Here is a 25,528-nt window from a genome sequence, read left to right as displayed (position 1 = left end):
CATGGCAACGATCAAGGATGTGGCAGCGCTTGCAGGTATTTCCTACACCACCGTGTCCCATGTGGTGAACAAGACGCGCCCAGTCAGCGAGCCGGTACGCATCAAGGTCGAGGCGGCGATCAAGCAGTTGGACTACGTGCCCAGTGCCGTGGCACGCTCGCTCAAGGCCAAGACCACGGCCACCATCGGGCTGCTGGTGCCCAACAGCCTCAACCCGTATTTTGCCGAGCTGGCTCGGGGTATCGAGGATTACTGCGAGCGTAATGGCTATTGCGTGATCCTCTGCAACTCGGATGACGACGCAGAGAAACAGCGCAGTTATTTGCGCGTGTTGCTGGAAAAACGCGTCGACGGCTTGATCGTGACATCCGTGGGCGGTGATGACAGTGGCCTTGCCGCAGGCTTGAGTGCAGTGCGCACGCCGATGGTGATTGTCGACCGGGCGCTGGATGGGATTGATGTGGACCTGGTGCGCATCGATCACGAAGAGGGCGCTTACCTGGCGACCCGGCACTTGCTGGAGTTGGGGCACCGGGACATCGCCTGTATCGGCGGCCCTGGGCATACCCGCGTGGCGCAGATGCGCCTGGCCGGGTACCAGCGTGCATTGCGCGAGGCGGGCATCGAGGTGTTGTCCAGTCGTACCCTGGAAAGCGATTTCACCAGCACGGGCGGGTATGCCGCAGCCGTACAGTTATTATCGCAACACCCGCCCAGCGCGATTTTCGCCAGCAACGATATGATTGGTTTTGGCGTGCTGCGCGCCGCCGCCGAGCGCAATGTGCGGGTGCCGGGCGAGCTGTCGGTCATCGGTTTCGATGACATCCAGATGGGGCGCTACGTCTACCCGGCGCTGACGACGGTTGGCCAGTCGATCCTGCAATTGGGCGAGACTGCGGCCGAATTATTACTGCAACGAATAGCAACCCCCCAACTGCCGATCGATCAACGTATCGTGACGCCCAGTATTGTTTTGCGTGAGTCGACCGCGCCATTGGCTGATGTGTTCGCCCAATACCGCTGAACCGAATTGATGAGTACTGATGTATGCCAGCAAAAGTAGTGGTAATAGGCAGCTTGAACATGGACCTGGTCACCCGCGCCAGTCGCTTGCCGCGTGCCGGTGAAACCCTGATCGGCCAGACATTTTCCACTGTGCCCGGTGGCAAGGGCGCCAACCAGGCCGTCGCCTCGGCACGCCTGGGGGCGAGTGTCGCCATGGTGGGGTGCATCGGTACCGACGCCTATGGCAGCCAATTGCGCGATGCGCTGCTGGTGGAAGGGATCGACTGCCAGGCCGTCAGCACGGTGGATGGGTCCAGCGGTGTGGCGTTGATCGTGGTCGATGACAGCAGCCAGAACGCCATTGTCATTGTGGCCGGCAGCAACGGTGAGCTGACGCCTGCGTCGCTGCGAACGTGCGACGCTGTGCTGCAGGCGGCAGACGTGATCATCTGCCAGCTTGAGGTGCCGATGGAGACCGTTGGGTATGCGCTCAAGCGGGGTCGCGAACTGGGCAAGACCGTCATCCTCAACCCGGCCCCGGCAAGCGGACCATTGCCCGCTGACTGGTATGCCTCGATCGATTATCTGATCCCCAATGAAAGCGAGGCCAGCGCTCTCAGCGGCGTAGCGGTCGACTCCCTCGACAGTGCCAAGGTCGCCGCGACCGCGCTGATCCAGGCGGGTGCTGGCAAGGTCATCATCACCCTGGGCGCCCAGGGCGCGCTGTTTGCCGACGGCAAGAGCTTTGAGCACCTGGTGGCGCCGAAGGTCAAGGCGGTGGATACCACCGCTGCTGGCGATACCTTTGTCGGTGGCTTTGCCGCCGCGCTGGCCGCGGGCCAGAGCGAAGCCGAGGCGATCCGTTTTGGCCAAGTGGCGGCGGCGTTGTCAGTGACCCGCGCCGGCGCTCAGCCTTCCATTCCTACGCTGCACGACGTACAAGGTTTTGTGCCCGCATGAAAAAGACACCTTTGCTGAATATCGCCCTGTCGCGCGTGATCGCGTCCCTGGGCCACGGTGACATTCTGGTCATCGGCGATGCCGGCCTGCCGGTACCTCCCGGCGTCGAATTGATCGACCTGGCACTGACCCAGGGCATCCCGGACTTCATCAGCACCTTGCGCATCGTGCTTAGCGAAATGCAGGTGGAAAGCCATGTTCTGGCAGAAGAGATCCTGCTGAAGCAACCGCCCGCGCTGACCGCGCTAAATACGCTCACAGAGCAGGCTGCACTGGGCGAGCGACGCCTGCTCAGCCATGACCAATTCAAGCAATTGAGCCGCAATGCCCGCGCTGTGGTGCGCACTGGCGAGTGCCAGCCGTACTGCAATATCGCGCTGGTGTCCGGCGTAACGTTCTAGCGTCCCCCCTATGACAAGGAGTGCTTTATGCAACGTGGTCTACCTACCCTGAAAAACCTGTTCCGGAGTGTTCTGCTTTTGTCCGCGCTCACTGCTGCAAGCGCCCAAGCGGCGGAAAAAATCGACCTGATCATCGATACCGACCCGGGTGCCGATGACGTGGTGGCCTTGCTGTTCGCCATGGCCTCGCCGGAGGAGTTGAGCATTCGTGCGCTGACCACCGTCGCCGGCAATGTGCGCCTGGACAAGACCTCCCGCAACGCGCGCCTGGCGCGCGAATGGGCAGGTCGCGAGGACATCCCGGTGTACGCAGGTGCGCCAGCGCCGTTGTTGCGCAAACCGATCTACGCCGAGAATATCCATGGCAAGGAAGGCATCTCGGGCGTCACGGTGCATGAACCGAAAACAGGCCTGGCCGAAGGCAATGCAGTCGACTACCTGATCAAGACCCTGAGCAGCGCCAAGCCGCACAGCATCACCATCGCCATGCTCGGCCCGCAGACCAACCTGGCACTGGCGCTGACTCAAGCGCCCGAAATCACCCAGGGCATCAAGGAAGTGGTCGTGATGGGCGGCGCCCACTTCAACGGCGGCAATATCACCCCAGTGGCCGAGTTCAACCTGTTCGCCGATCCGGTGGCGGCGGAGATCGTGCTCAAAAGCGGTGTGAAGTTGACCTACCTGCCGTTGGACGTGACCCATAAAGTCCTCACCAGCGACGCCCGCCTGAAGAAGATTGCGGACCTGAACAACAATGCGAGCAAGGTCGTCAGCAGTATTCTGAATGAGTACGTCAAAGGCGATATGGAGCACTACGGCATTCCGGGTGGCCCGGTCCATGACGCTACCGTGGTGGCGTACCTGCTCAAGCCTTCGCTGTTCAGCGGTCGTGAGGCCAATATGGTGGTCGACAGCCGCGAAGGCCCGACCTTCGGCCAGACCATTGTCGATTGGTATGACGGCCTCAAGCAGCCGAAGAATGTGTTCTGGGTTGAGAATGGCGACGCCCAGGGCTTCTTCGATCTGCTGACCGAGCGCCTGGCGCGTCTGAAGTAAGTTAGCGGGGCGGCGCTCGTCGCCCTGTTCTATTCGCGCTCTTGGGCGCCCATGTAGTCGGCCGGGTATTTCTCGAATATCTGGCCGATGAATGCTTGCGCCGCCTGGGTGCCCAGTTCCTTGACCAACAGGTCGATACCAATGATCGCCAGTTCTTCCGGGCTTCCGGGGCTGTAGGAACTTTGCCCTTGGGGCCACTTGGCTTTGATGTCGGCTTGAAGCGTTACGGTGGTCATGGAAATCTCACGGGCTAAAAATGCGGGGGCAATGCACTGGAACGCCGTTCCAGAGGGGCGCAGTTAAGCATTTTGTACGGCATTTGGCACTGCTACTTAGGCATGAAGCGGCGGCTGTGCGACACTGTTGGCCTGTTAAATGGCCGGGAAACACCGCGTGCAAATCGATTTGAGCAAGCCCGACAACCTGACGCTGGACGCCGTGCGCCAATTGCTTGGCAGCGCCAGTGACGACGAACATACCCAGTTGCGGGTAACCAAAGAAGGCATCGCCTACATTTCTTCCGGCGTAGTCGGTGGGGCTGATATCGCTGGCCTGGTGTTTCGCCTGGAGACCTGGGCCAAAGGTTCCGGCTATGTCGGCAACGTGGCGGCCAGCGATGAAGTCTGGGTCATGCAGATTTTCAACGCGCTGAAGCAGAATTGGCCTACTCCTTCGTCGGACTACATCGATATCTACTGAATACGTTCATATCTAGTCACGATTCACCAAGCGATTGCAGGCCGTGACTCAGGCAGACTTGCCCACAGGCGGTTAACGTCTTGAAACCAATCGCTTTGAATGCTGTCGCACGATCTCTGTCCACTTTTTATCATAGGAGGCTTCATGCCTTGGAAGCTCGCATCATTCGGTACTTTGTTGGCTGCGCTCGCGTTGGCGGGTTGCAGTACCCCGGGTGCCTCTGAGCCAGGCAAAGCTGCCACTGTGACCGATGCCGGTCATAGCCGCTGTGAGTCGAAGGCCGCAGAGTTCGCCATCGGCCAGAAAGCCTCGCCCCAGTTGCTGGAGCAAGCACGTACGCGTGCTGGCGCGCAGAATGCACGCATCCTCAAGCCCAACGACATGGTCACGCTGGAGTATCGCTCTGACCGCCTGAACCTGAACACCGACGACAATCTGGTGATCAACCGGGTTAACTGCGGCTGATACGGCTTTTGCATCGCCCATAAAAAACCCCGTCACATGGACGGGGTTTTTTTAGCTCAGCGGAGAATTACTCGCCGCGAACCTGTGCAGCTTGCATACCCTTTTGGCCTTTCTCAGCCACGAAGGAAACGGTTTGGCCTTCTTTCAGGCTTTTGAAACCGTCGCTTTCGATAGCTTTGAAGTGTACGAACAGGTCGTCACCGCCACCTTGAGGAGTGATGAAGCCGAAGCCTTTTTCATCGTTGAACCATTTAACGGTGCCGGTTTGGCGATTAGACATGGTGTATCTCCAAGAAACATATATTTTCAGTAGTGCTGTGCTGCTCAGGCCAACTGGGCACACAGGGCTATCATAGTCGAAATGTTCGGCTTGGGAGCCCCCCCAAGGCACTGTTTGCTAATCAATCGCTTTGCGTTTGATCCGTTGTTCGGCTGAAAGCCCCGATTTACGGGGCTTCGCGACGAAATATCAGCTGTTAAAAAAAGCCGTAAAACCTGCATAATTTGTGTGAAATGGCAGTTTTCAGGCTGTTTTTTCAGCGAAATGACCGTCGAATCGTCAGCCAATCTTACTTTTTCTTCACCACTTTGCAGGACGAAATAGCCGCGACTGCTTTGTTTTTAAGCTCCGGGCTGGCGTTCTGGTTGGTCATCAATTCCTTGATCTCGGCAGTGCTCAATTCGGCATTGATCTTGTCAGCGCCACATTCACAGTGGGCTTTGGCAGTTTTGACGTCCACGTTCTGGCTGGCTGCGGCACTGCAGTCGTTGACGAAGGCGTCACGGGCGCCAGCTGGCCAGTTGGAAGGGGCTGCAGCCTGCGCGCCGAGGGAAAGGAGGCTCAGGGTAGCGGCGACAGCGAGGGTAGAGGTAAAACGCATCATGGGATGCTCCTTTGGGTCGAGGACGAACGGCGATTCTCAGTGGCTTTGAGGCCCTGCGTACAGCTCAAGTTCACTTTTGCAACTGTAAAGCCATGAATTGCTCTTTACCCAGCGCTTGACCAACGCGATGACCGTTCATCTGTGCTAGCATCCTTGCCTGGCTATTTCCGGGCGCGCCATTTGCCGCCTTGCCAGGTTCTTTTTGTTCACTCCAGTCACTCTGGTTCGATTATCGGTTGGCCGAAAGGCTCCTGCCGCTGTAAGGCAGGCGTTCATTATTGAGCGGCCTGGTGTTGGATCTTGTACTGGCTCATCCCAACCCACGTGACCTTTGGTAGGGGTCACCACTAGGAGAGGAGGCGCCATGCCAACTATTACTCTTCCCGACGGCAGTCAGCGTTCATTCGATCATCCGGTTTCCGTAGCCGAGGTCGCCGCATCCATTGGTGCTGGCCTGGCCAAGGCCACCGTGGCCGGCAAGGTCGACGGCAAGCTGGTTGATGCCAGCGACCTGATCACCAGCGACGCCAGCCTGCAAATCATCACGCCCAAGGATCAAGAGGGGCTGGAGATCATTCGCCACTCTTGCGCGCACTTGATTGGCCATGCGGTCAAGCAACTGTATCCAACCGCCAAGATGGTGATCGGCCCGGTCATTGAAGAAGGCTTCTATTACGACATCGCCTATGAGCGTCCTTTTACGCCGGACGACCTGGCGGCCATCGAGCAGCGCATGCACGCGCTGATCGAAAAAGATTACGACGTCATCAAAAAAGTCACCCCGCGTGCCGAAGTGATCGACGTGTTTACTGCACGTGGCGAGGACTACAAGCTGCGTCTGGTAGAAGACATGCCGGACGAGCAGGCCATGGGGCTGTACTACCACGAAGAATACGTGGATATGTGCCGTGGCCCGCACGTGCCAAACACGCGCTTCCTCAAATCGTTCAAGCTGACCAAGCTGTCCGGTGCCTACTGGCGCGGTGACGCCAAGAACGAACAGCTGCAACGGATCTACGGCACGGCCTGGGCTGACAAGAAGCAATTGGCCGCCTATATCCAGCGCATCGAAGAAGCTGAAAAACGCGACCACCGCAAGATCGGCAAGCGCCTGAACCTGTTCCACCTTCAGGAAGAAGCGCCGGGCATGGTGTTCTGGCACCCGAATGGCTGGACTCTGTACCAGGTGCTTGAGCAGTACATGCGCAAGGTGCAGCGCGAAAACGGTTACCTGGAGATCAAGACTCCCCAGGTGGTTGATCGCAGCCTGTGGGAGAAATCCGGGCACTGGGCCAACTACGCCGACAACATGTTCACCACCCAGTCGGAAAACCGCGACTACGCCATCAAGCCGATGAACTGCCCGTGCCACGTGCAGGTATTCAATCAGGGCCTGAAGAGCTACCGCGAGTTGCCGATGCGCCTGGCCGAGTTCGGTGCCTGCCACCGTAACGAACCATCGGGTGCGCTGCACGGCATCATGCGGGTGCGTGGCTTCACCCAGGACGACGCCCACATCTTCTGCACCGAAGAGCAGATGCAGGCCGAGTCCGCAGCGTTCATCAAGCTGACCATGGACGTTTATCGCGATTTCGGCTTTACCGAAGTCGAGATGAAGCTGTCCACTCGTCCGGAAAAACGCGTCGGTTCCGACGAGCTATGGGATCGCGCCGAAGCGGCACTGGCCGCTGCGCTCGACAGTGCGGGCCTTGCGTACGATCTGCAGCCGGGTGAGGGCGCGTTCTACGGTCCGAAGATCGAGTTCTCGCTCAAAGATTGCCTTGGCCGTGTCTGGCAGTGTGGTACCCTGCAGCTCGATTTTAACCTGCCGATCCGTCTGGGAGCCGAATACGTCTCCGAAGACAACAGCCGTAAACACCCGGTTATGCTGCACCGGGCGATCCTCGGTTCGTTCGAACGGTTCGTCGGTATCCTGATCGAGCACTACGAGGGCGCGTTCCCTGCGTGGCTGGCTCCGACCCAGGCAGTGATCATGAATATCACTGATAAACAGGCAGATTTTGCCGCTGAAGTTGAAAAAACTCTCAACGAAAGCGGATTTCGTGCCAAGTCCGACTTGAGAAATGAAAAGATCGGCTTTAAAATCCGCGAGCATACTTTGCTCAAGGTTCCCTATCTTTTGGTTATCGGAGATCGGGAAGTCGAGATGCAGACTGTCGCTGTGCGTACTCGTGAAGGTGCTGACCTGGGCTCGATGCCCGTCGCCCAGTTCGCTGAGTTCCTCGCGCAAGCGGTTTCCCGGCGTGGTCGCCCAGATTCGGAGTAATTATTATTAAGCGTGAAATGAGACAAGATAAACGAGCTGCACCGAAAGCCCCGATCAACGAGAATATCTCGGCACGCGAGGTTCGGTTAATTGGCGCTGATGGCGAGCAGATTGGCATCGTCTCGATTGATGAAGCGCTTCGTATTGCAGAAGAGTCCAAGCTGGACCTGGTGGAAATCTCCGCCGATGCAATCCCACCTGTTTGTCGGGTGATGGACTACGGCAAATCTATCTTCGAAAAGAAGAAGCAGGTTGCCGCAGCGAAGAAGAACCAGAAGCAGATTCAAGTAAAAGAAATCAAGTTTCGTCCAGGGACGGAGGAAGGGGATTACCAGGTAAAACTGCGCAACCTGGTACGTTTCCTGAGTGATGGGGACAGGGCCAAGGTATCCTTGCGATTCCGCGGCCGTGAGATGGCCCACCAGGAGCTGGGGATGGAACTCCTCAAGCGGGTTGAAGCTGACCTGCTGGAGTACGGTTCGGTCGAACAGCATCCTAAGATGGAAGGACGCCAGCTTATTATGGTCATCGCCCCGAAAAAGAAGAAGTAATCAACAGGGCACGGCAGGCCTTCTGATTATGTTTATCAACTGAATGCGGAGTACCGAACATGCCAAAGATGAAAACTAAAAGTGGTGCTGCTAAGCGGTTTCTGAAAACTGCTAACGGCATCAAGCACAAGCACGCTTTCAAGAGCCACATCCTGACCAAAATGTCGACCAAGCGTAAGCGTCAACTGCGCGGTAGCAGCTTGCTGCATCCGTCTGACGTGGCAAAAGTCGAGCGCATGCTGCGCCTTCGTTAATTTTGGTTCAAGAATAGAGGAAGTAACTCATGGCTCGTGTAAAGCGTGGCGTCATGGCCCGTAAGCGTCACAAAAAAATTCTGAAACTTGCTAAAGGCTACTACGGCGCGCGTTCACGCGTATTCCGTGTTGCCAAGCAAGCGGTAATCAAGGCAGGCCAATACGCCTACCGTGACCGTCGTCAGAAAAAACGTCAGTTCCGCGCTCTGTGGATCGCTCGTATCAACGCCGGTGCACGTGTTAACGGTCTGTCCTACAGCCGTTTCATCGCTGGCCTGAAAAAAGCGTCCATCGAAATCGACCGTAAGGTTCTGGCTGAACTGGCCGTGAACGAAAAAGCGGTGTTTGCTGCGATTGTCGAGAAAGCTAAAGCCTCCTTGGCTTAAGTACCCCCGACAGTCACCCTGGGCTACTCCTGTGGCCCAAGGTGGTAAACGTCATAAATAGGGGAAGAGCCTTCAAGCTCTTCCCCTATTTTGTATCTGGAGTCTGTACATGGAAAACCTGGACGCGCTCGTCGCCCAAGCCCTTGAGGCTGTGCAAAGCGCTGAAGATGTAAATGCCCTGGAGCAAATCCGGGTTCACTACCTTGGCAAGAAAGGTGAATTGACTCAGGTGATGAAGACCCTGGGAAATCTGCCCGCTGAAGAGCGTCCGCAAGTCGGTGCGCTGATCAACGTCGCCAAGGAGCGTGTCACAGAGGTTCTCAATGCGCGCAAGGCGTCGCTCGAGGAGGCCGATCTTGCGGCCAAGCTCGCCGCCGAGTCCATTGACGTGACCTTGCCTGGTCGTGGCCAGGCGTCGGGCGGTCTGCATCCGATCACCCGGACTCTGGAACGTATCGAACAGTTCTTCACCCACATCGGCTACGGCATTGCCGAAGGCCCTGAGGTCGAAGACGACTACCACAACTTCGAGGCGCTCAACATCCCAGGCCATCACCCGGCCCGGTCGATGCACGACACCTTCTATTTCAACGCCAACATGCTGCTGCGCACCCATACCTCGCCGGTACAGGTCCGCACCATGGAAGCGAACAAGCCGCCGATCCGCATTGTCTGCCCAGGCCGTGTGTACCGTAGCGACTCGGATATCACCCATTCGCCGATGTTCCACCAGGTCGAAGGCCTGCTGGTTGATCGCGATATCAATTTCGCCGACCTCAAAGGCACCATCGAAGAGTTCCTGCGGGTGTTCTTCGAAAAAGAGTTGGCGGTACGTTTCCGTCCTTCGTTCTTCCCGTTCACCGAGCCATCCGCTGAAGTCGACATGGAATGCGTGATGTGCAGCGGTAAAGGCTGCCGTGTGTGCAAGCAGACCGGCTGGCTGGAAGTGATGGGCTGCGGCATGGTTCACCCCAACGTGCTGCGCATGTCCGGGATCGATCCAGAAGAGTTCTCGGGCTTTGCCTTCGGCATGGGCGTTGAGCGTCTGGCCATGCTGCGTTACGGCGTGAACGACTTGCGTCTGTTCTTCGACAACGACTTGCGGTTCCTCGCGCAATTTCGCTAGTCGTAACGAATCTTTAGGAGAGCAGGATGAAATTCAGTGAACAATGGCTGCGTGGCTGGGTAAGCCCGCAGGTAGATCGCGACGAGCTGGTTGCTCGCCTGTCGATGGCCGGTCTTGAGGTCGATAGCGTTACGCCGGCCGCCGGTGTTTTCAGTGGTGTGGTGGTGGGCGAGGTGTTGAGCACCGAGCAGCACCCTGATGCCGACAAATTGCGTGTGTGCCAGGTCAGCAACGGCTCGGAAACCTTTCAGGTCGTGTGCGGAGCGCCTAATGTGCGCCCGGGCCTGAAGATCCCGTTCGCTATGATCGGTGCCCAGTTGCCGGGCGACTTCAAGATCAAGAAGGCCAAGCTGCGTGGCGTTGAATCCAACGGCATGCTGTGCTCCCAGGCCGAACTGCAAGTGGGTGAGGGCAATGATGGCCTGATGGAGCTGCCGGCCGACGCGCCAGTGGGTCAGGACATCCGTGTTTACCTGGAACTGGAAGACGCCAGCATTGAGGTCGACCTGACCCCCAACCGTGGCGACTGCCTGTCCCTGGCTGGCCTGGCCCGTGAAGTGGGCGCGCTCTACAACGCACCTGTCACTCGTCCAGTGGTCGCTGCCGTACCGGCGGTACACGACGAAGTACGCTCGATTGAGGTACTGGCACCAAACGCCTGCCCGCGTTACCTGGGACGTGTGATCCGCAACGTGGACCTGTCCAAGCCAACCCCGCTGTGGATGGTCGAGCGCCTGCGTCGTGCCGATGTACGCAGCATCGACGCTGCCGTCGACATCACCAACTACGTGATGCTGGAACTCGGCCAGCCGTTGCACGCGTTTGATCTTGCCGAAATCAATGGCGGCATCCGCGTGCGTATGGCCGAGGAAGGCGAGAAACTGGTGCTGCTCGATGGCCAGGAAGTCAGCCTGCGTGCCGACACTCTGGTCATCGCCGACCACACACGTGCCCTGGCAATTGCCGGCGTGATGGGTGGCGAGCACAGCGGTGTATCCGCGACCACCCGTGACGTATTCCTTGAAAGCGCGTTCTTCGACCAGATCGCGATCGCTGGCAAGGCTCGTTCCTACGGCCTGCACACCGATGCGTCGCACCGCTACGAGCGTGGCGTGGACTGGAAACTCGCCCGTGAAGCCATGGAGCGCGCTACCGGCCTGCTGCTGGAAATCACCGGTGGTGAAGCCGGCCCGATTACCGAAACCGTCAACGAACAGTTCCTGCCGTCGATTGCGCCGATCACCCTGCGTGCCAAAAGCGTTGAGCAGATGCTTGGCCTGGTCATCGAGCCGGCTGAAATCGAGCAACTGCTGTCCGCGCTCGGCCTGGGTATTTCTGCGGGCGGGGAAGGGCAGTGGCAAGTTGCAGTACCTAGCCATCGCTTCGACATCAGTCTGGAAGTCGACCTGATCGAAGAGCTGGCGCGCCTGTACGGTTACAACCGCCTGCCGGTTCGCTATCCGCAAGCACGCCTGGCACCGCAACCCAAGGCCGAAGCGCGTGCGCACCTGCCTGAACTGCGCCGCCTGCTGGTTGCCCGTGGTTATCAGGAAGCCGTGACCTATAGCTTCATCGATCCAAAACAGTTCGAACTGTTCAACCCCGGTGTTGAACCGTTGTTGTTGGCCAACCCGATCTCCAACGATATGGCCGCCATGCGTTCGTCGCTGTGGCCGGGCCTGGTGAAGGCACTTTCCCACAACCTGAACCGCCAGCAAGACCGCGTGCGTCTGTTCGAAAGCGGCTTGCGTTTCGTCGGCCAGCTTGATGGCTTGAAGCAAGAGCCGATGCTGGCGGGCGTCGTCTGCGGCAGCCGTCTGCCGGAAGGCTGGGCGCAAGGCCGTGAGGTCGTGGACTTCTTCGACGTCAAGGCAGACGTGGAAGCGGTGCTCGGCTTTGCCGGTGCGTTGGACGCCTTTACGTTCGTGCCGGGTAGCCACCCAGCCTTGCATCCAGGCCAGACTGCACGTATCGAGCGTGAAGGTCGCCTGGTGGGCTTTGTGGGCGCCATTCACCCAGAACTGTCGAAAACCTTGGGGCTGGACCGTCCAGTCTTCGTGTTTGAGCTAGTCTTGGCTGAAGTTGCGTCGGGCAAGATGCCTAAATTCAGCGAGTTGTCGCGCTTCCCTGAAGTGCGTCGCGACCTGGCCCTGATCGCCGACCGTGAAGTCGCCGCCACTGCGGTTCTGGATGTAATCCGTGAAAATGCAGGGGAATGGCTGACAGACCTCAGGCTATTTGACGTCTATCAGGGTAAAGGCATTGATCCGCATAGAAAAAGCCTTGCAGTTGGCTTGACCTGGCAGCATCCATCGCGCACTCTTAATGACGATGAGGTGAATACCACGACGCAAAATATCCTCACCTCGCTCGAACAAAGGTTGAACGCCACGTTAAGGAAGTGACGTATGGGGGCTTTGACGAAAGCTGAGATGGCGGAACGTCTGTACGAAGAGTTGGGTCTGAACAAGCGCGAGGCCAAGGAATTGGTTGAGCTGTTTTTTGAAGAGATCAGACACGCTCTGGAAGACAACGAACAGGTCAAATTGTCCGGTTTCGGCAATTTTGACCTGCGAGACAAACGCCAGCGGCCTGGCCGCAATCCAAAAACGGGAGAAGAAATCCCGATCACGGCTCGCCGTGTGGTCACCTTTCGTCCAGGGCAGAAGTTGAAGGCCCGAGTTGAGGCTTATGCTGGAACCAAGTCATAACGACGAGCTACCCGTCATCCCAGGCAAGCGCTACTTCACCATCGGTGAAGTCAGCGAGCTGTGTGCGGTAAAACCACACGTGCTGCGCTATTGGGAGCAGGAGTTTCCTCAACTCAACCCCGTCAAACGCACCGGGAACCGTCGGTATTATCAGCGCCAGGACGTGCTGATGATCCGACAGATCCGCGCGTTGCTGTACGACCAGGGGTTCACCATCAGCGGCGCACGCCAGCGTATGTCCGGTGATGAAGCCAAAGACGACACCACCCAATACAAGCAACTGATCCGCCAGATGATCTCCGAATTGGAAGATGTACTGGTGGTGCTGAAAAAATGATTCAAGCTTTAAAAATACTTCCACATTTCAAAAGCTTGCGGTATATTCCGGTTCGCTTCGTTAAGAAGCGAACCCAGTAACACGCCTAGTCGGGGCGTAGCGCAGTCCGGTAGCGCACTAGCATGGGGTGCTAGGGGTCGAGTGTTCGAATCACTCCGTCCCGACCATATTTTTCAATGACTTTAGGCCAATGTTCACAGCATTGGCCTTTTTCATGTGCGTGACATTTGCGTGACTTGTCGTTTTTTCACGCCTGCTCCCTCTTCAAAATTGTCAGGACCGGTCCGCGAGAATCGATTGCTGATCCCATGTTCGCAGCTCCTATCAAATGCCCGCGCTCAGCGCCTGAGTAGTGACTGGTGATGCTGCCGTTCTTGTGCCCCAGAAGGGCCTTGCGGTCTTCCTCGGTTACGCTGCACGCAGTCGGCGGCCAAACGTGTACTTAAGGTCATGAATCCTGATGGATGCATAACCAGAGTGAGCGGGGCGAAGGTTTTCCTCCTGCCAGAGTTTCGCCGCTCTCACCCGCGCTTTCTTCCAGGCCGAGTCATTCATCCGGTGCATCGCGGTTCTGTTGTATGGGAAAACCCATACCTTACTGATGCCGCGCTGCTTCTCGATGATCGACCTGGGCATACTGTTTAGCACCACCAGTCGCTCGTCGCCGTTCTTCACGCCGGATTGCTCATACCGGCCGCCAAAATCGGCTGGTATCAGAAATACGCTGGTGCCCAGTTCGGGTAACGAAATCTCCCAATCCCACCTTAGCTTGCAAACCTCCTGTTCCCGCGTGCCGGTGTTCACCTTGAACAGCGCCATCGTTTGCAGGTGAACCGGCAACTCTCCAGACAGCAGCGATTGCTCCGGCCCCGACATTGGGTACGGCTTGCGGCTCGACTTCTTCTCTTCCAGTTTCGTGAGCATCGGCACGCTATCCAGCCACGGCCTACGCTCATCGTCTCGCCATTTCCTGGCACACAACGACAAAACCCGTACTACACGTTCGATCAAGATATTCACCGTTCTGTTGTGGTGTCGCCCAAGAATTACAACGCCGCCCAGGCCGCGAAGATTATCTGCACTGGCCGCACCAGGCTGTTGCAGTTCAGGCGGCAGAAGCGTTACCTGTGAAGAGCACCGGCCCGATGTCGACTGGGCCTATCTGCGCAATTCAGGCCAAGAGCCAGATCTTTAATCCCGATTAAAAGAAGCCCTGATTGAGGGCGCATATCTTCGCCCCTGAGCTGAACGTTCTGCCACGACAACCACGAAGAGGTTTCCCGAAATGGTACAGGTACACCGCGCAATACATCAGGCAGTTCTGGAGGCGGGGCCAAAGCAACTGGCTTACCTGATGGGTAACCAACGGTGTTCTCCCCACGCTGAGCGCATCAGGTGGAACGCTGTCAGTCGAACTACGACGGCTGTTAGCTCAGATTTACAATCTGGTCAGGTGTATCGAATCAACGCGAAAGGCACGCTGACCGTGGCTGTTGGAAGTCTGATGCAGCTGGATATAATCGGGGGGAGGAGGTTCAGGGCTTGTACCTGAATACGGTCACGACAGAGATTCGCCCAGTGTTCTATCGCGCCTCCCAGGGGATACGTGGTTACGCGGCCAGATACGCAAGCACCACTCGAGATCGTGCTTTATGTAACTGTTGCCTGACGCGCACAGGAGTTAAGCCTTCGCCCAGATCTTGGGGCGAAGGTTGCGGCAGGCCAACCGCCAGCAGTACCATGCGCGGCTAGATTGGCCGGGCCAGGTCATCGGAACCTCACTTCGCTTCATGTTTCATTGAGCTGTTGCGAATCATCTCCAGAATGGAACTGCGCTGTAATGAATGTTAAGACGCCGCTACTCAAGGATGTCAGAGAGTCGTCAGTGGTTGGAAATACAAAAGCTCATGACCATTTGAAGTATCGTCCCGATATTGATGGGTTGAGGGCGATAGCAATTTTATCAGTTGTTATCTTTCATGCATTTCCATCCATTGTTCCCGGTGGATTTGCAGGAGTTGACGTGTTCTTCGTTATCTCCGGTTTTCTAATTTCAAGCATTATTTTTAAGAGTTTGGGTCGGGGTCACTTTAGCTTTGTAGATTTTTATTCTCGTAGGGCTAAACGAATATTTCCTGCGCTAGTGGCTGTCCTTTTGATCACGTATGTGTTTGGCTGGTTTGCGTTGCTTCCTGATGAATTCAAACAGTTGGGACGGCACATAGCGGCCGGCACCATATTTTTGCAGAACTTTAATTTGCTTGGTGAGTCTGGCTATTTTGATACGTCCTCAGAGCTAAAACCGTTAATGCATCTTTGGTCGCTAGCGATTGAAGAGCAGTTTTATCTTGTTTATCCACTAATTATTTGGGCAGCCTGGAGAACTGGTGTAAGCATAAAGCTTACGGTTGCTGCTTTGTGTCTTATATCTTTCGGTCTGAATGTTTATGGTGTTGCTTCAGATCCTGTGGGGACTTTCTTTTCTCCTCAAACAAGATTTTGGGAGCTGTTAGCAGGGGGCGCCCTAGCCTATTTTTACTATTCTCGTTCGAAAGCAGTTGAAAGGAACGATGCTCCAATAGTTTTTGGTGAAACGCTTAATAGTGCAATTTCTATACTCGGCCTTGGGCTAATCGTTGCCGCGGTAGCATTCCTAAAAAGCGGTGACATCTTCCCTGGCTGGTGGGCTCTGTCGCCCGTAATTGGCACCGCGATGCTGATCTTTTCGGGTCCCAACGCATTGGTGAACCGAACCCTTCTGAGCAATCGATTCATGCTCTTCATTGGCGTGATCAGTTACCCGCTGTACCTCTGGCATTGGCCGATTCTTTCGTTCGCCAGAATTATGGAATCCGCTGTCCCATCCTGGGAAATACAGGTTGCCGGTGTTCTGTTGAGCGTTCTGCTTGCTTGGCTCACTTATCGTTTTATCGAAAGCCCGATTCGATTTGGTGCACAAACTGCACTGAAACCAACGCTGCTTTGGGGTGTGATGCTGTGTTTGGGCGGCGTTGGATACGCCACATTTGCGCGCGATGGCCTGCCTTTTCGCGTTCAAGAACTTGCCAGCAATAACAGCCAATTCAACTGGGGCGATCTGGCGAACGAAACTTGCCGAAAGGCCTACCCCGCGTTCTGGCCCATTGATCATTGCTCAATGACTCGGGAGGGTGACCCATCGGCTATGTTGATTGGCGACTCCCACAGTGACCATATTCGCCTCGGGCTGTCCGAAGCCATGGCAAAGGAAAATAAAAACCTTCTAAACATCGGAGTTTCCGGATGCACGTCGTTCTATAACGTCACATCTCACCCGAGAGGCGTCCGTGATTGGTGCTCGACCTACATCAACAAGGCAATCGAGTTGGCAGTCAATACGGAGTCTGTAAAAACAGTCGTGTTGTCGTCCCGGGGCCCCATGTACCTGACCGGTAACGGTTACCATGAGGGAGATGATCTAATCCATCACGATAGAGTCCTGGAGCTAGTCGGCCATCCGGAGGTGACAGATTACGCAGCAGTCTTTGAGGCCGGTATGAGAAACACCTTCACGATGCTCGCCAAAGCGGGCAAGCAGGTGGTGTTCGTATTGGATATTCCTGAGCTTGGCTTCTCTCCGATGTCGTGCGTTGATAGTCGTCCATTACGTTTGACCAACAAGGTTAAGAGCCCGTGCGCTATATCTCGGGCAGAAGTGGACTCTCGAAACAAAGAATACAAAGAAGTAGTTGCCAGGGTCATGAAAGACTTTCCGGCAGTGACGCTGTTTGATACGCAGGCGAAGCTGTGCGACGCCGAATGGTGCTGGGCCATGATCGACGGCCAGATGATGTACCGTGATGACGATCACCTGTCTGCGAAGGGTTCTGAATTTATGGCGAAGGATCTGATGCCGATTATCAATAGGGCACTGGCGGATCCTGAGAGCCAGGCGCAAAGATAACGACCAAGTTGCGTTGCTGATGTTAAGCCCGCCGCGTGCGGGCTTTTTCTCTCGTGTTTGAATTTTGTGTTAGGTCTGCAGGACGCCGGAGGGAGCCTAAATAGGCTCAGTGACTTTACAAGAGACTTCGTGAGTTACGGTTCCGCACTCTTAGGCATCGTTGCAGCGAGCGCCAGGCGCGAAGCCTTGTGTTTAGCGGCCTGTAGAGGTGTCCGCGTACACGGGGTGTTAGGGGGCGGGTGTTCGAATCACTCCGTCCCGACCATATTTTTCAATGACTTAGCCGAACTCGAACCTGTTCGGCTTTTTCATACGTAGGCACTTTGCGGGGGATCATCTCGATTTCCTCCTCAAAACGGTCAGCACTGGCTCGCGAGAGTCAGTTGCCAACACTTTGTTCGCAGCCTCAATCAGATGCTGCAACACCGGGGTGGAATAGTGGCTCGTAATACTGCCGTTCTTATGCCCCAATAACGCTTTGCGATCTACCTCTGTCACGCTTGCTGCACGTGGTCTTCTGCCAAAGGTGTGTTTCAGGTCGTGAATCCTGATCAATCTGAACCGCGGGTGTGTCGGCGCCTTGTAGGCCGTCTCCGACTTTCCGCTATGCGCGCACCCTGGCTTTCTTCAAGACCGAGTCATTCATGCGATGCATTACCGTTGGCCCGAACTGATCTGCCTTCCCGTAGGGGAACACCAGGTCTTTGTGCAGACCGCGCTGATTGTCGATGATCGACATGGCCACCTTGTTCAGGATCACCAGGCGTTCATCGTCATTCTTCACCCCGGCTTTCTCACTTCGCCCGCCGAACCCGGCAGGTATCAGAAACACGCTGGTGCTCAACGCCGGTACCCGTATTTCCCAATCCCACCGCAATTTGCAGACTTCCTGTTTCCGGCATCCAATGTCCACCTTAGAGAGGGCCATCCTCAACAGGTGGTCCGGCAGCTCGGCGAACAGCATTGACTGGTCATCCAATGACAGCGGATAAGGTTTCCTGCTGGATTTCTCTTCTTCCATCATCGATATCACTGGCACGCTTTCCAGCCATAGCCGCTTTCTGTATCCCGCCCTTGCGGTGGTACGGATTCAAAAATCCGACGACTCCTTGTAGGGCGATATTCGCCGTCTTGTTCGATACGCCTGGTTTGACCTTTCCTTGCGCCGTCCTTGGTTGGCTTCTGCTGGCCACGCACAAACGGCGTCAGGGTACTGTCATCGATGAGCGTGATGTACGGGGCCCAATGTTTTCGAGTTAATGGAATAGGCGCGCTTTCTCTGGCGGCAGTTAGGCTGATGCAGCTGGATACTCGACGTTCAGGGCTCGTACCTGAACACGGTCACGACAGAAATTCGAACGGTATTTTATCGCGCTTCCCGGGGCTAAGTGTTGATGCGTCCTTATTAAGCAAGCACCGCTGGCGATCTTGCTTTATGTGGCTGTTGCCTGACACTCCAGCACTGTTGGCCTTAGCCTCTAACACTGGGCGAAGGTTGCGGCGGGCTATCCGCCAGCAGTACCATGCGCGACCAGATTGGCCAGTTGAGGCCAACGAACATTGAGCTTCGCTTCACACTTGTAGCGAAGGTCTGCCAATGGAATTGCACTGTAATGAATGTGAAGGCTCCGCTACTCAAGGATGCAAGAGGGTCGTCAGTGAGTGGCAACACGAAAGCTCATGACCATTTGAAGTACCGTCCGGATATTGATGGTCTCCGGGCTTTTGCAATACTTTCAGTTGTTCTATATCACGCATTCCCATCTTTCATGCGTGGTGGTTTTATTGGCGTTGATATTTTCTTTGTTATTTCTGGATATTTGATATCCAGCATTATTTTCAAAGGGTTAGATTCAAGAGCGTTTAGTTTTCTGGACTTTTACCAGCGCCGCGTAAAGCGAATTTTCCCCGCGCTTATTCTTGTCTTGGTGTCTTGCTACGCGGTTGGCTGGTTCACGCTGATGGCTGGCGAATTCAAGATGTTGGGTAAGCATGTCGCGGGCGGTATCGGGTTTATTCAAAACCTTGTCCTTTACCGCGAGGCCGGATACTTCGACACATCGTCAGTGCTTAAGCCATTGCTCCATTTGTGGTCGCTGGGAGTCGAGGAACAGTTCTATATCTTGTTCCCCATTGCAGCCTGGGTCATGTGGCGCTGGCGCTCTGCGGTCCTGCCTGTAATCGTCTTGCTCGCGGTCATTTCCCTGGGCGCCGATGTGCATAAGCTGGGGACGAACCCGTCAGCAGCCTTCTATATGCCGCAGTATCGGTTCTGGGAGATTTTGTGCGGCAGCATCATTGCCTACATCACGGTGTTCCGCCCCTCTACTGCCGACAAGATCCAGGGCTCTGCGCAAGTTCGAAATCTGGTATCGATTGCCGGGGCAGTGCTGCTGATCGCATCAGTTGTGGTCGTGGACAAGTACAAGGCTTTTCCTGGGTTTTGGGCATTGCTGCCGGTATCAGGTTCTGCGCTGATGATCATGGCCGGACCGAACGCCTGGCTGAACAGGAAGGTGATGGCGAGCCGCCCGATGGTGTGGATTGGCCTGATCAGCTACCCGCTTTATCTGTGGCATTGGCCGGTAATCACTTACATCCGCATTCTTGGCGCCGAGGAACTGAGCATAATCAGCGGCGTACTTGCTGTGGTCGCCAGTACGTTGCTGGCCTACGGCACCTATAAGTATGTGGAAGTACCTTTCAGAATCGCCAAGCTGCGGGTTCCAAAAACAGGGTTATTGCTGGCGCTGGGCCTGACTGTTGCTGCCGTTGGTGCTGTGACGTTTGTCAAAAATGGTCTCATGAATCGTCCTGGGCTATCAGCCGGCCTCAAGGACCGCGAAAGCTACGCGCAGTATTTCGAAAACTCTCTGCCGGCTTGGGCCTACTTCACTAACCAGGGGATTATCGAGGGCTATCGGTTCGGCTGTGACTTCTTTGACATCGAGCGTTACCGTGCCGGCGGCTTCACAATGGAGCCGCGCAAGCAGATCAGCACCGAATGCTATGTGCCGACCACTGACACAAAGGTCATGCTTTGGGGAGACTCCCACGCCCAGCAATACTATTACGGCCTGAGCAAGACGCTCCCGCCCTCCGTATCCATATTGCAGGTGGCAAGCTCTGGCTGTGAGGCGAACTTGCCGGGGACCGCTACAGGGGGCTTGAAGTACTGCGACCGCTCCAATGAGTTCGCCTTTGAGGTGATGGCAAAGGAAAAGCCACAGGTACTTGTAATTGCCCAACTTGAACAGCATGACACAAAGAATAATTTGATCGACCTTACAGCAAGGGCCAAGGCGCTTGGGGTCAAAAATGTAATTGTGGTTGGTCCAGTGCCGCGCTATGACCAGTTCCTGAATCAGTTGGTTGTGCGCAAGTTTTGGAACAACACGCCGCGCCGGACTAAAGAAAATCTGCTGCCTGCATCCTTCGACACCGACAGGGCGCTGGCCTCCAAGTACGCTGGTGGTGCTGGTGGGTTTGAATATCTGTCGGCGCTGGGGGCGTTTTGCAATGCAGATGGTTGCATGACTTACCTTGGCGATGATCGGAAAACAGGATTGGTGACGTTTGACTACGGTCACCTGTCGCCGCCAGCCTCTCTCTATTTTGCCAAGACCGCACTGGCACCGCTGATCATGAAGGAGCTGTCTGCGGAATAGCCTCGTCAACATCAAATGAGCCCGCCGCGTGCGGGCTTTTTCTTGCGAGATTGAGTTTGGTATTCGTTCGGCAGGACGCCGGGGCGCAGGGACTTTCTGTCAGAAAGCCTGTAGGGAGTTTTGCGGGGATTCGTGAATCTTTGTCCGGCATCGTTAGGCGTCGATTGCAGTGGGCGCCCACGTAAGGTGTTGGTATTAAAGGCTTTTCAGGACTCCCGCCAGCATGGGTTGCTAGGAGGCAAGTGTTCGAATCACTCCGTCAAGACCATTATTCATGATTAAAATCAGTTAGTTAAGTCGATCGGCTAGATCGGCTTTTTTGTGCCTGCGCTAAACCTGCGCAAAACGATTCGGTGATTTCGCTGGAAGCTCTCAATGATGCCGCCATGGCGGTCATGAGGCTCAGCCTAAGCAGGCTCTTAGTGATCCCTGATGTTCGATAATCTGAGACAGTCGTCTCCTACCGCCGATCATCCGCTAAGCGAAAGTAATCCACGCTCAGCTTTGTGAATGAGATGAGATCCGACTGCCTTATCTTAGCGGACGTCCGAGAATCGAACGCCATGGTTCGGCCGAAACCTTTATATGAGTTCCTTCAGGATTCAGCAATGACAATGGGCTCGGACCTTATCTGGGGAGTGTCGCCAGGCCGGGTATCTGTCTTTCAGCCGCCAATGGTGACTGTGTAACCTTCTGCCTGAAAGGCAAGATAGAATCCCTCGCATCAAAAACAAAGGAGGGTCGCGGATGTTCAGTCACATCACTGTTGGAACAAATGATCTTGATCAGGCTGCCGCTTTTTACGACGCTGTACTGATCCCGCTGGGGCTGTGTCGCCGCACCGTAACTCCTGATGGTGGACCGACGTCGGCATGCTGGGTCAAGCCAGATAGCGCTCTTCCTCGCTTTTATGTGTACAGCCCTTATGATCGCAACGAAGCCAGGGCAGGGAATGGCAGCATGGTCGCTTTCTCGGCTCCCTCTCCAGATGCGGTAGACGTTGCCTATACCGCCGGGCTTCATGCGGGCGGATCGGATGAGGGAATGCCCGGCTTACGTCCGCAGTATGGTGAAGGTTACTACGGCGCATACTTGCGTGATCCAGATGGCAATAAGGTACATGTTGTTCATCGTGGAGATTTGTAAGTTCGGCACATTCTGGCTTGTACGGGGTGTTTGCGGCAGTGCCGTTCTGGCTGCCGTCTTACCTGGGGCTTCATGATCGCGTCTTCTTGAAACGGCTGACCGGGCGCACCAAACCAAGGTTTTCGCGCAGTGTGGTGCCGGTATATTCGCGCCGAAATAAACCGCGCCGCTGTAACTCGGGAACCACCCAGCGGGCAAAATCCTCCAGCCCGCCCGGCAAGTGCGGCACCAGAATATTGAAGCCATCCGCCGCACCTTCTTCGAACCAGCGCTGCAGTTCATCGGCGATCTGAATCGGCGTGCCGATCACGCTGTAATGACCGCGGCCACCGGCAATGCGTCGGCCCAGTTGCGCCAGTGTCAGCTGTTCACGCTGGGCCAGTTCACTCAGCAGTTGCTGGCGGCTGCGTTGACCGCTGTCGGTCAAGGGTAGCTGCGGCAGCGGCCCATCCAGGGGGTAGCCGGACAGGTCGAAATTACCCAGCATGCGCCCCAGCAACGCCACCCCCACCTTGGGTTCGACCAGCGCCTGGAACGCTTCGAATTTGGCCTGGGCCAAGGCTTCGGTTTGCCCCACCACCACAAACACGCCCGGCATGATTTTCAGCGAATCGGCCTCGCGCCCGTATTGGCCCAGGCGAGCTTTGAGGTCGCTGTAGAAGGCCTGCGCGTCGGCCAGTGAGGTCTGCGCGGTAAACACCACTTCGGCGGTCTGCGCGGCCAGTTCACGGCCGGTTTCCGAGGAGCCAGCCTGCACGATCACTGGCTGGCCCTGGGGCGAGCGCGCCACGTTCAGGGGGCCTTTGACCTGGAAGTGTTCGCCCACATGGTCCAGCACATGGCGTTTACTTGGCTCGTAATAGCGCCCGCTGGCCTTGTCGCGCACGAAGGCGTCTTCGTCCCAGCTGTCCCACAGCCCCGTCACCACCTGATGAAATTCCCGTGCGCGGCTGTAGCGTTCGGCATGCCCCAGGTGCTCGTCGCGACCGAAATTCAGCGCCTCGGCGGCGTTATCCGAGGTCACCAGGTTCCAGCCTGCGCGACCGCCGGAGAGGTGATCCAGCGAGGCGAATTTACGCGCCACGTGGTACGGCTCGTTATAGCTGGTGGTAGCGGTGGCGATCAGGCCGATATGTTCGGTCACGGCACTGAGGGCCGAGAGCAGGGTGAGCGGCTCGAAATGATCCGAACGCGCCATCTGGCTCGCGACCTCACCGGTGGCGGCGGCGATGCTGTCGGCCACGAACAGTGCGTCGAACTTCGCCGCTTCCGCCACCCGTGCCAAATGCTTGTAGTGGGCGAAGTCCAGGCCAGCATTCGCCGGTACGTCGGGGTGGCGCCAGGCGGCCACGTGGTGCCCGGTAGCCATCAGGAAGGCGCCGAGTTTGAGTTGACGGCTCATGCTAGAAATCCTTGCGCAGTTGCACGCCGAAGTAACGCTCATCGTCACGAGGCACGGCGCGGTAGATGTAGTTGCCGCCGCTGGCTAGCAGCGGTGAGTAGGATTTGTCGGCGAGGTTCTTCGCCAACAGCGCCACGCGCCAGCCATTGGTGTAGTCGGCCAGGGCCACGCTGGCGTTCCAGATGCCGTAGGCGCCTTGTTTGGTGTTCAGGTTCTGGCTGATGTCGTATTGCACTTCGCTCTGCCAGCTGTAGTCAGTGCCCAGTTCGATATCCAGGCCGTTATTCAGAGGGATGCTGTAGTCGGCGCGCACGTAGCTTTTCCAGTCCGGGCTGAAGGGCAGTGGCTTGCCATTGACGTTGCAGGTCGCCGCCGCGCCTGGCGGGCACGCGAACTGATCGATGCGCGCTCGGGTATAGGCCAGGGCGCCGGAGAGCTTGAGTTGCTGGGTGGCTTGCAACGCGTAATCGAGCTCGACGCCTTCGGTGCTGACGCTGCCAGCGTTGATCAGGCGTGTCACGACTTGGCCGGCGACGGTGTCGAAAAAGTTGGCCTGGTAGTTGTCGTAGTCACTGTGGAACACCGCCAGGTTGGTGGTCAGGCGGTTGTTCCAGGCAGTGGCCTTGATTCCGGCTTCCCAGGTATTGGAGGTCTCCGGCTTGAGCGCGTCGGTGTCGCGCGGCTGCATGTTGAAGAACACGTTATAGGCCGGGCCTTTGTAGCCGCGCGAGTAAGTGAGGTAGCTGGTCACGGTGTCGCTGATGTCGTACTGCACGCCCAGCCGCCCGGACCAACCGTCCTCGTCTACCGAACCAGAACTCGATGTCGCCGGTTGAATGCCGCTGACGGTAGTGGCAGAGGTGGACACGCGGCGATGGTCGTACTTCAAGTCGTCATGGGTGTAACGCAACCCGGCGATGCCGCGAAAGCGCGAGGTGAAGTTGAGCGTGGTCTCGCCGAACACCGCGTAGCTGTCGCTGGTGGTGCTGTAGTCGGCAATGCCTCTATCGACCCGCGTCGTGGTGGTGAGGGTGCGCTGATAGGTCTCCTCATCCTTGCCATGCATGTAGAACAGGCCGCCGACGTACTCCAGGAACTCGTCTTTGGGCGAGGCCAGGCGCAGCTCCTGGGAGTATTGGTCGAACGCCAGGTCGCCCTTGTCAGCGGTGCCGGGGAATGCGGCGGTGACCGTGCCGAGACGGTCGCCATCCTGATATTGAATGTTGTCCCAGCCGCGCCAGGCGGTGATCGAGGTGAGGGTGTAGTCGCCCAGGTTCCAGTCCAACTGTGCCGACAGGCCCTTGTTGGTGTCTTGCACATGGCTGCGGGTATCGGTGTTGATATCGCGGTTGTCGCTTGAGGCGCGCACCGGCCTCAAGGCATTGCTGAACGCCGGGTTCAGGGACTTGCTGACCACACCATTGGGCGCGTCATCGTGGGACTGCATGTAATCGGCGATCAGGGTCAGCTTCACGTCGTCGTTGGGCGTGAACTCCAGCTTGCCGCGAACGCCCTTGTGGTTGTAGCCATTGACCTCCTGACCGTTATGGCGGTTGTCGACGTTGCCGTCGTAGCTGCCGAACAAGGTGCTGATCGAGCCTTTGAGTACCTCCGGTACCAGGCTGCCGCCGATGCCGAAGCGCGTGCGGCTTTCATTGCCGCTGTAGAACGACTGATCGATAAACCCGTGGGTCTGGGCCGTCGGCGCCTTGCTGGTGATATTCAGCACGCCGGCCGAGGCGTTCTTGCCGAACAGCGTGCCTTGCGGGCCGCGCAGTACTTCGATGCGCTCAAGGTCCAGCAGGTCGAGGGTGGCCTGGCCGGGGCGTGCATAGACCACGCCGTCGATCACCGTAGCCACCGTTGGCTCAACGCCCGGCGAGGTAGAAATGGTGCCTACGCCGCGCACGAACAGTGACGTGTCCTTGTTCGAAGCGCCGGTGCGAAAGTTCAGCGACGGTACTTGCTGCGCGATGCTCGCCACCCCGTTGCGATTGTCACGCGCCAGTTGCTCGCCCTCAAGCACCGAGACGGCCACCGGGACTTTTTGCAGCGATTCTTCGCGGCGGGTAGCGGTGACTGTCACGGATTGGAGCGTGGGTTCCTGCTCATCAGCTGCAACAGCGCCGCAGACGGGCAAGGCGCTGAGGCCGGCCAGAAGCAACAAATGGGTGTGCCGTGGAAAGTTATGCATGCTGTGCCCGCTCGAAAAAATACCCTGGTCCGCTGCGGTTCTGCGACCGTCAG

The 25,528-nt window shown here is 56.9% G+C and carries 22 protein-coding genes, 1 tRNA gene and 2 pseudogenes; 18 read left to right on the top strand and 7 right to left on the bottom strand.

The window, feature by feature from the left end; translation table 11 throughout:
* Position 1 precedes the first annotated feature (1 nt).
* Genes BT204_RS07920 through BT204_RS07905 form a run of 4 tightly spaced genes read left to right on the top strand, consistent with a single transcriptional unit; the run spans position 2 to position 3,422 of the window.
* The gene (locus tag BT204_RS07920; protein WP_054922657.1) at positions 2–1,024 is read left to right on the top strand and encodes a LacI family DNA-binding transcriptional regulator; all 1,023 of its coding nucleotides are present in this window, start codon (positions 2–4) and stop codon (positions 1,022–1,024) included.
* Between the two features lie 23 nt (positions 1,025–1,047).
* Positions 1,048–1,965, top strand: coding sequence for a ribokinase (rbsK, locus tag BT204_RS07915; protein WP_054922656.1), 918 nt, complete (start codon positions 1,048–1,050; stop codon positions 1,963–1,965).
* Positions 1,962–2,366 (top strand): D-ribose pyranase, encoded by a 405-nt coding sequence (gene rbsD / locus BT204_RS07910; RefSeq protein ID WP_034128236.1) that lies wholly within the window; start codon positions 1,962–1,964, stop codon positions 2,364–2,366. The genes rbsK and rbsD overlap by 4 nt, the downstream gene beginning before the upstream one ends.
* A 27-nt stretch (positions 2,367–2,393) precedes the next feature.
* Positions 2,394–3,422: a nucleoside hydrolase gene (locus BT204_RS07905; RefSeq protein ID WP_054898319.1), complete on the top strand. Its 1,029-nt coding sequence runs from the start codon at positions 2,394–2,396 to the stop codon at positions 3,420–3,422.
* A 29-nt stretch (positions 3,423–3,451) separates the two neighbouring features.
* Here the strand turns inward: BT204_RS07905 and BT204_RS07900 are convergent, their stop codons facing one another.
* A complete protein-coding gene (locus tag BT204_RS07900) occupies positions 3,452–3,658 on the bottom strand; it encodes a hypothetical protein (RefSeq protein ID WP_003192496.1) in 207 nt (68 codons plus the stop codon).
* Between the two features lie 157 nt (positions 3,659–3,815).
* Between BT204_RS07900 and BT204_RS07895 the strand changes: the two genes are divergently transcribed.
* Complete coding sequence (locus BT204_RS07895) at positions 3,816–4,121, top strand: hypothetical protein (RefSeq protein ID WP_034128280.1); 306 nt, start codon at positions 3,816–3,818, stop codon at positions 4,119–4,121.
* A 144-nt stretch (positions 4,122–4,265) separates the two neighbouring features.
* Positions 4,266–4,586, top strand: a complete 321-nt coding sequence (locus tag BT204_RS07890) for an I78 family peptidase inhibitor (RefSeq protein ID WP_054898318.1) — start codon at positions 4,266–4,268, stop codon at positions 4,584–4,586.
* 67 nt (positions 4,587–4,653) lie between these two features.
* Here the strand turns inward: BT204_RS07890 and BT204_RS07885 are convergent, their stop codons facing one another.
* Together BT204_RS07885 and BT204_RS07880 are read right to left on the bottom strand one after the other, a co-directional pair.
* Positions 4,654–4,866 (bottom strand): cold-shock protein, encoded by a 213-nt coding sequence (locus BT204_RS07885; RefSeq protein WP_003234260.1) that lies wholly within the window; start codon positions 4,864–4,866, stop codon positions 4,654–4,656.
* 289 nt (positions 4,867–5,155) lie between these two features.
* Entirely contained in the window at positions 5,156–5,470 is a 315-nt protein-coding gene (locus BT204_RS07880; protein WP_019820908.1) for a hypothetical protein, read from the bottom strand.
* Between the two features lie 364 nt (positions 5,471–5,834).
* Here BT204_RS07880 and thrS point away from each other — a divergent pair, with 364 nt between their 5' ends.
* From thrS to BT204_RS07835, 9 genes are all read left to right on the top strand, one after another.
* A complete protein-coding gene (gene thrS, locus BT204_RS07875; protein WP_003192490.1) occupies positions 5,835–7,757 on the top strand; it encodes a threonine--tRNA ligase in 1,923 nt (640 codons plus the stop codon).
* On the top strand, positions 7,757–8,308 hold the full coding sequence (gene infC, locus BT204_RS07870) for a translation initiation factor IF-3 (protein ID WP_015884933.1): 552 nt from the start codon (positions 7,757–7,759) through the stop codon (positions 8,306–8,308). The genes thrS and infC overlap by 1 nt, the downstream gene beginning before the upstream one ends.
* A gap of 59 nt (positions 8,309–8,367) precedes the next feature.
* Positions 8,368–8,562, top strand: a complete 195-nt coding sequence (rpmI, locus tag BT204_RS07865) for a 50S ribosomal protein L35 (protein WP_002553160.1) — start codon at positions 8,368–8,370, stop codon at positions 8,560–8,562.
* Positions 8,563–8,591: 29 nt separating this feature from the next.
* Entirely contained in the window at positions 8,592–8,948 is a 357-nt protein-coding gene (gene rplT / locus BT204_RS07860) for a 50S ribosomal protein L20 (protein ID WP_003192488.1), read from the top strand.
* Between the two features lie 109 nt (positions 8,949–9,057).
* Positions 9,058–10,074 carry a phenylalanine--tRNA ligase subunit alpha gene (pheS, locus tag BT204_RS07855; protein ID WP_003192486.1) on the top strand — a complete coding sequence of 339 codons (1,017 nt, stop codon included), beginning with the start codon at positions 9,058–9,060 and terminating at the stop codon, positions 10,072–10,074.
* Positions 10,075–10,100: 26 nt separating this feature from the next.
* Positions 10,101–12,479, top strand: coding sequence for a phenylalanine--tRNA ligase subunit beta (pheT, locus tag BT204_RS07850; RefSeq protein WP_072446261.1), 2,379 nt, complete (start codon positions 10,101–10,103; stop codon positions 12,477–12,479).
* A gap of 3 nt (positions 12,480–12,482) precedes the next feature.
* Entirely contained in the window at positions 12,483–12,785 is a 303-nt protein-coding gene (ihfA, locus tag BT204_RS07845) for an integration host factor subunit alpha (RefSeq protein WP_002553164.1), read from the top strand.
* A complete protein-coding gene (locus BT204_RS07840) occupies positions 12,766–13,122 on the top strand; it encodes a MerR family transcriptional regulator (protein WP_003174972.1) in 357 nt (118 codons plus the stop codon). Before ihfA ends, BT204_RS07840 begins: the two co-directional genes overlap by 20 nt.
* 90 nt (positions 13,123–13,212) lie before the next feature.
* Positions 13,213–13,289, top strand: a tRNA-Pro gene (locus BT204_RS07835).
* 80 nt (positions 13,290–13,369) lie between these two features.
* Here BT204_RS07835 and BT204_RS07830 read toward each other — a convergent pair.
* Positions 13,370–14,151: pseudogene (locus BT204_RS07830) on the bottom strand (tyrosine-type recombinase/integrase); the annotation flags it as partial.
* An 811-nt stretch (positions 14,152–14,962) separates the two neighbouring features.
* Here BT204_RS07830 and BT204_RS07825 point away from each other — a divergent pair.
* A complete protein-coding gene (locus BT204_RS07825) occupies positions 14,963–17,065 on the top strand; it encodes an acyltransferase family protein (protein WP_072446259.1) in 2,103 nt (700 codons plus the stop codon).
* 333 nt (positions 17,066–17,398) lie between these two features.
* Here BT204_RS07825 and BT204_RS07820 read toward each other — a convergent pair.
* Positions 17,399–18,295, bottom strand: a pseudogene (locus tag BT204_RS07820) (site-specific integrase); the annotation flags it as partial.
* Positions 18,296–18,588: 293 nt separating this feature from the next.
* Between BT204_RS07820 and BT204_RS07815 the strand changes: the two are divergent.
* Both BT204_RS07815 and BT204_RS07810 read left to right on the top strand, forming a co-directional pair.
* The gene (locus BT204_RS07815) at positions 18,589–20,733 is read left to right on the top strand and encodes an acyltransferase family protein (protein WP_172415495.1); all 2,145 of its coding nucleotides are present in this window, start codon (positions 18,589–18,591) and stop codon (positions 20,731–20,733) included.
* A gap of 747 nt (positions 20,734–21,480) precedes the next feature.
* Complete coding sequence (locus tag BT204_RS07810; RefSeq protein WP_072446255.1) at positions 21,481–21,879, top strand: VOC family protein; 399 nt, start codon at positions 21,481–21,483, stop codon at positions 21,877–21,879.
* 70 nt (positions 21,880–21,949) lie between these two features.
* Here BT204_RS07810 and BT204_RS07805 read toward each other — a convergent pair whose 3' ends face one another.
* Both BT204_RS07805 and BT204_RS07800 read right to left on the bottom strand, forming a co-directional pair.
* Positions 21,950–23,281, bottom strand: a complete 1,332-nt coding sequence (locus tag BT204_RS07805; RefSeq protein WP_072446253.1) for an LLM class flavin-dependent oxidoreductase — start codon at positions 23,279–23,281, stop codon at positions 21,950–21,952.
* A 1-nt stretch (position 23,282) separates the two neighbouring features.
* Positions 23,283–25,475 carry a TonB-dependent receptor gene (locus BT204_RS07800; RefSeq protein ID WP_072446251.1) on the bottom strand — a complete coding sequence of 731 codons (2,193 nt, stop codon included), beginning with the start codon at positions 25,473–25,475 and terminating at the stop codon, positions 23,283–23,285.
* Positions 25,476–25,528: the final 53 nt, after the last annotated feature.

It is taken from the genome of Pseudomonas sp. NFPP02 (genome assembly GCF_900119355.1).
GTDB lineage: Bacteria > Pseudomonadota > Gammaproteobacteria > Pseudomonadales > Pseudomonadaceae > Aquipseudomonas > Aquipseudomonas paracarnis.
Note: the sequence above shows the minus strand (reverse complement) of the source record. Positions and strands in the feature narration are given on the sequence as shown.

Coding starts and splice junctions, on each gene's coding strand:
- BT204_RS07920 (WP_054922657.1), top strand. CDS start 2: ATGGCAACGATCAAGGATGTGGCAGCGCTTGCAGGTATTTCCTACACC.
- rbsK (WP_054922656.1), top strand. CDS start 1,048: ATGCCAGCAAAAGTAGTGGTAATAGGCAGCTTGAACATGGACCTGGTC.
- rbsD (WP_034128236.1), top strand. CDS start 1,962: ATGAAAAAGACACCTTTGCTGAATATCGCCCTGTCGCGCGTGATCGCG.
- BT204_RS07905 (WP_054898319.1), top strand. CDS start 2,394: ATGCAACGTGGTCTACCTACCCTGAAAAACCTGTTCCGGAGTGTTCTG.
- BT204_RS07900 (WP_003192496.1), bottom strand. CDS start 3,658: ATGACCACCGTAACGCTTCAAGCCGACATCAAAGCCAAGTGGCCCCAA.
- BT204_RS07890 (WP_054898318.1), top strand. CDS start 4,266: ATGCCTTGGAAGCTCGCATCATTCGGTACTTTGTTGGCTGCGCTCGCG.
- BT204_RS07885 (WP_003234260.1), bottom strand. CDS start 4,866: ATGTCTAATCGCCAAACCGGCACCGTTAAATGGTTCAACGATGAAAAA.
- BT204_RS07880 (WP_019820908.1), bottom strand. CDS start 5,470: ATGATGCGTTTTACCTCTACCCTCGCTGTCGCCGCTACCCTGAGCCTC.
- thrS (WP_003192490.1), top strand. CDS start 5,835: ATGCCAACTATTACTCTTCCCGACGGCAGTCAGCGTTCATTCGATCAT.
- rpmI (WP_002553160.1), top strand. CDS start 8,368: ATGCCAAAGATGAAAACTAAAAGTGGTGCTGCTAAGCGGTTTCTGAAA.
- rplT (WP_003192488.1), top strand. CDS start 8,592: ATGGCTCGTGTAAAGCGTGGCGTCATGGCCCGTAAGCGTCACAAAAAA.
- pheS (WP_003192486.1), top strand. CDS start 9,058: ATGGAAAACCTGGACGCGCTCGTCGCCCAAGCCCTTGAGGCTGTGCAA.
- pheT (WP_072446261.1), top strand. CDS start 10,101: ATGAAATTCAGTGAACAATGGCTGCGTGGCTGGGTAAGCCCGCAGGTA.
- ihfA (WP_002553164.1), top strand. CDS start 12,483: ATGGGGGCTTTGACGAAAGCTGAGATGGCGGAACGTCTGTACGAAGAG.
- BT204_RS07840 (WP_003174972.1), top strand. CDS start 12,766: ATGCTGGAACCAAGTCATAACGACGAGCTACCCGTCATCCCAGGCAAG.
- BT204_RS07825 (WP_072446259.1), top strand. CDS start 14,963: ATGAATGTTAAGACGCCGCTACTCAAGGATGTCAGAGAGTCGTCAGTG.
- BT204_RS07815 (WP_172415495.1), top strand. CDS start 18,589: ATGCGCGACCAGATTGGCCAGTTGAGGCCAACGAACATTGAGCTTCGC.
- BT204_RS07810 (WP_072446255.1), top strand. CDS start 21,481: ATGTTCAGTCACATCACTGTTGGAACAAATGATCTTGATCAGGCTGCC.
- BT204_RS07805 (WP_072446253.1), bottom strand. CDS start 23,281: ATGAGCCGTCAACTCAAACTCGGCGCCTTCCTGATGGCTACCGGGCAC.
- BT204_RS07800 (WP_072446251.1), bottom strand. CDS start 25,475: ATGCATAACTTTCCACGGCACACCCATTTGTTGCTTCTGGCCGGCCTC.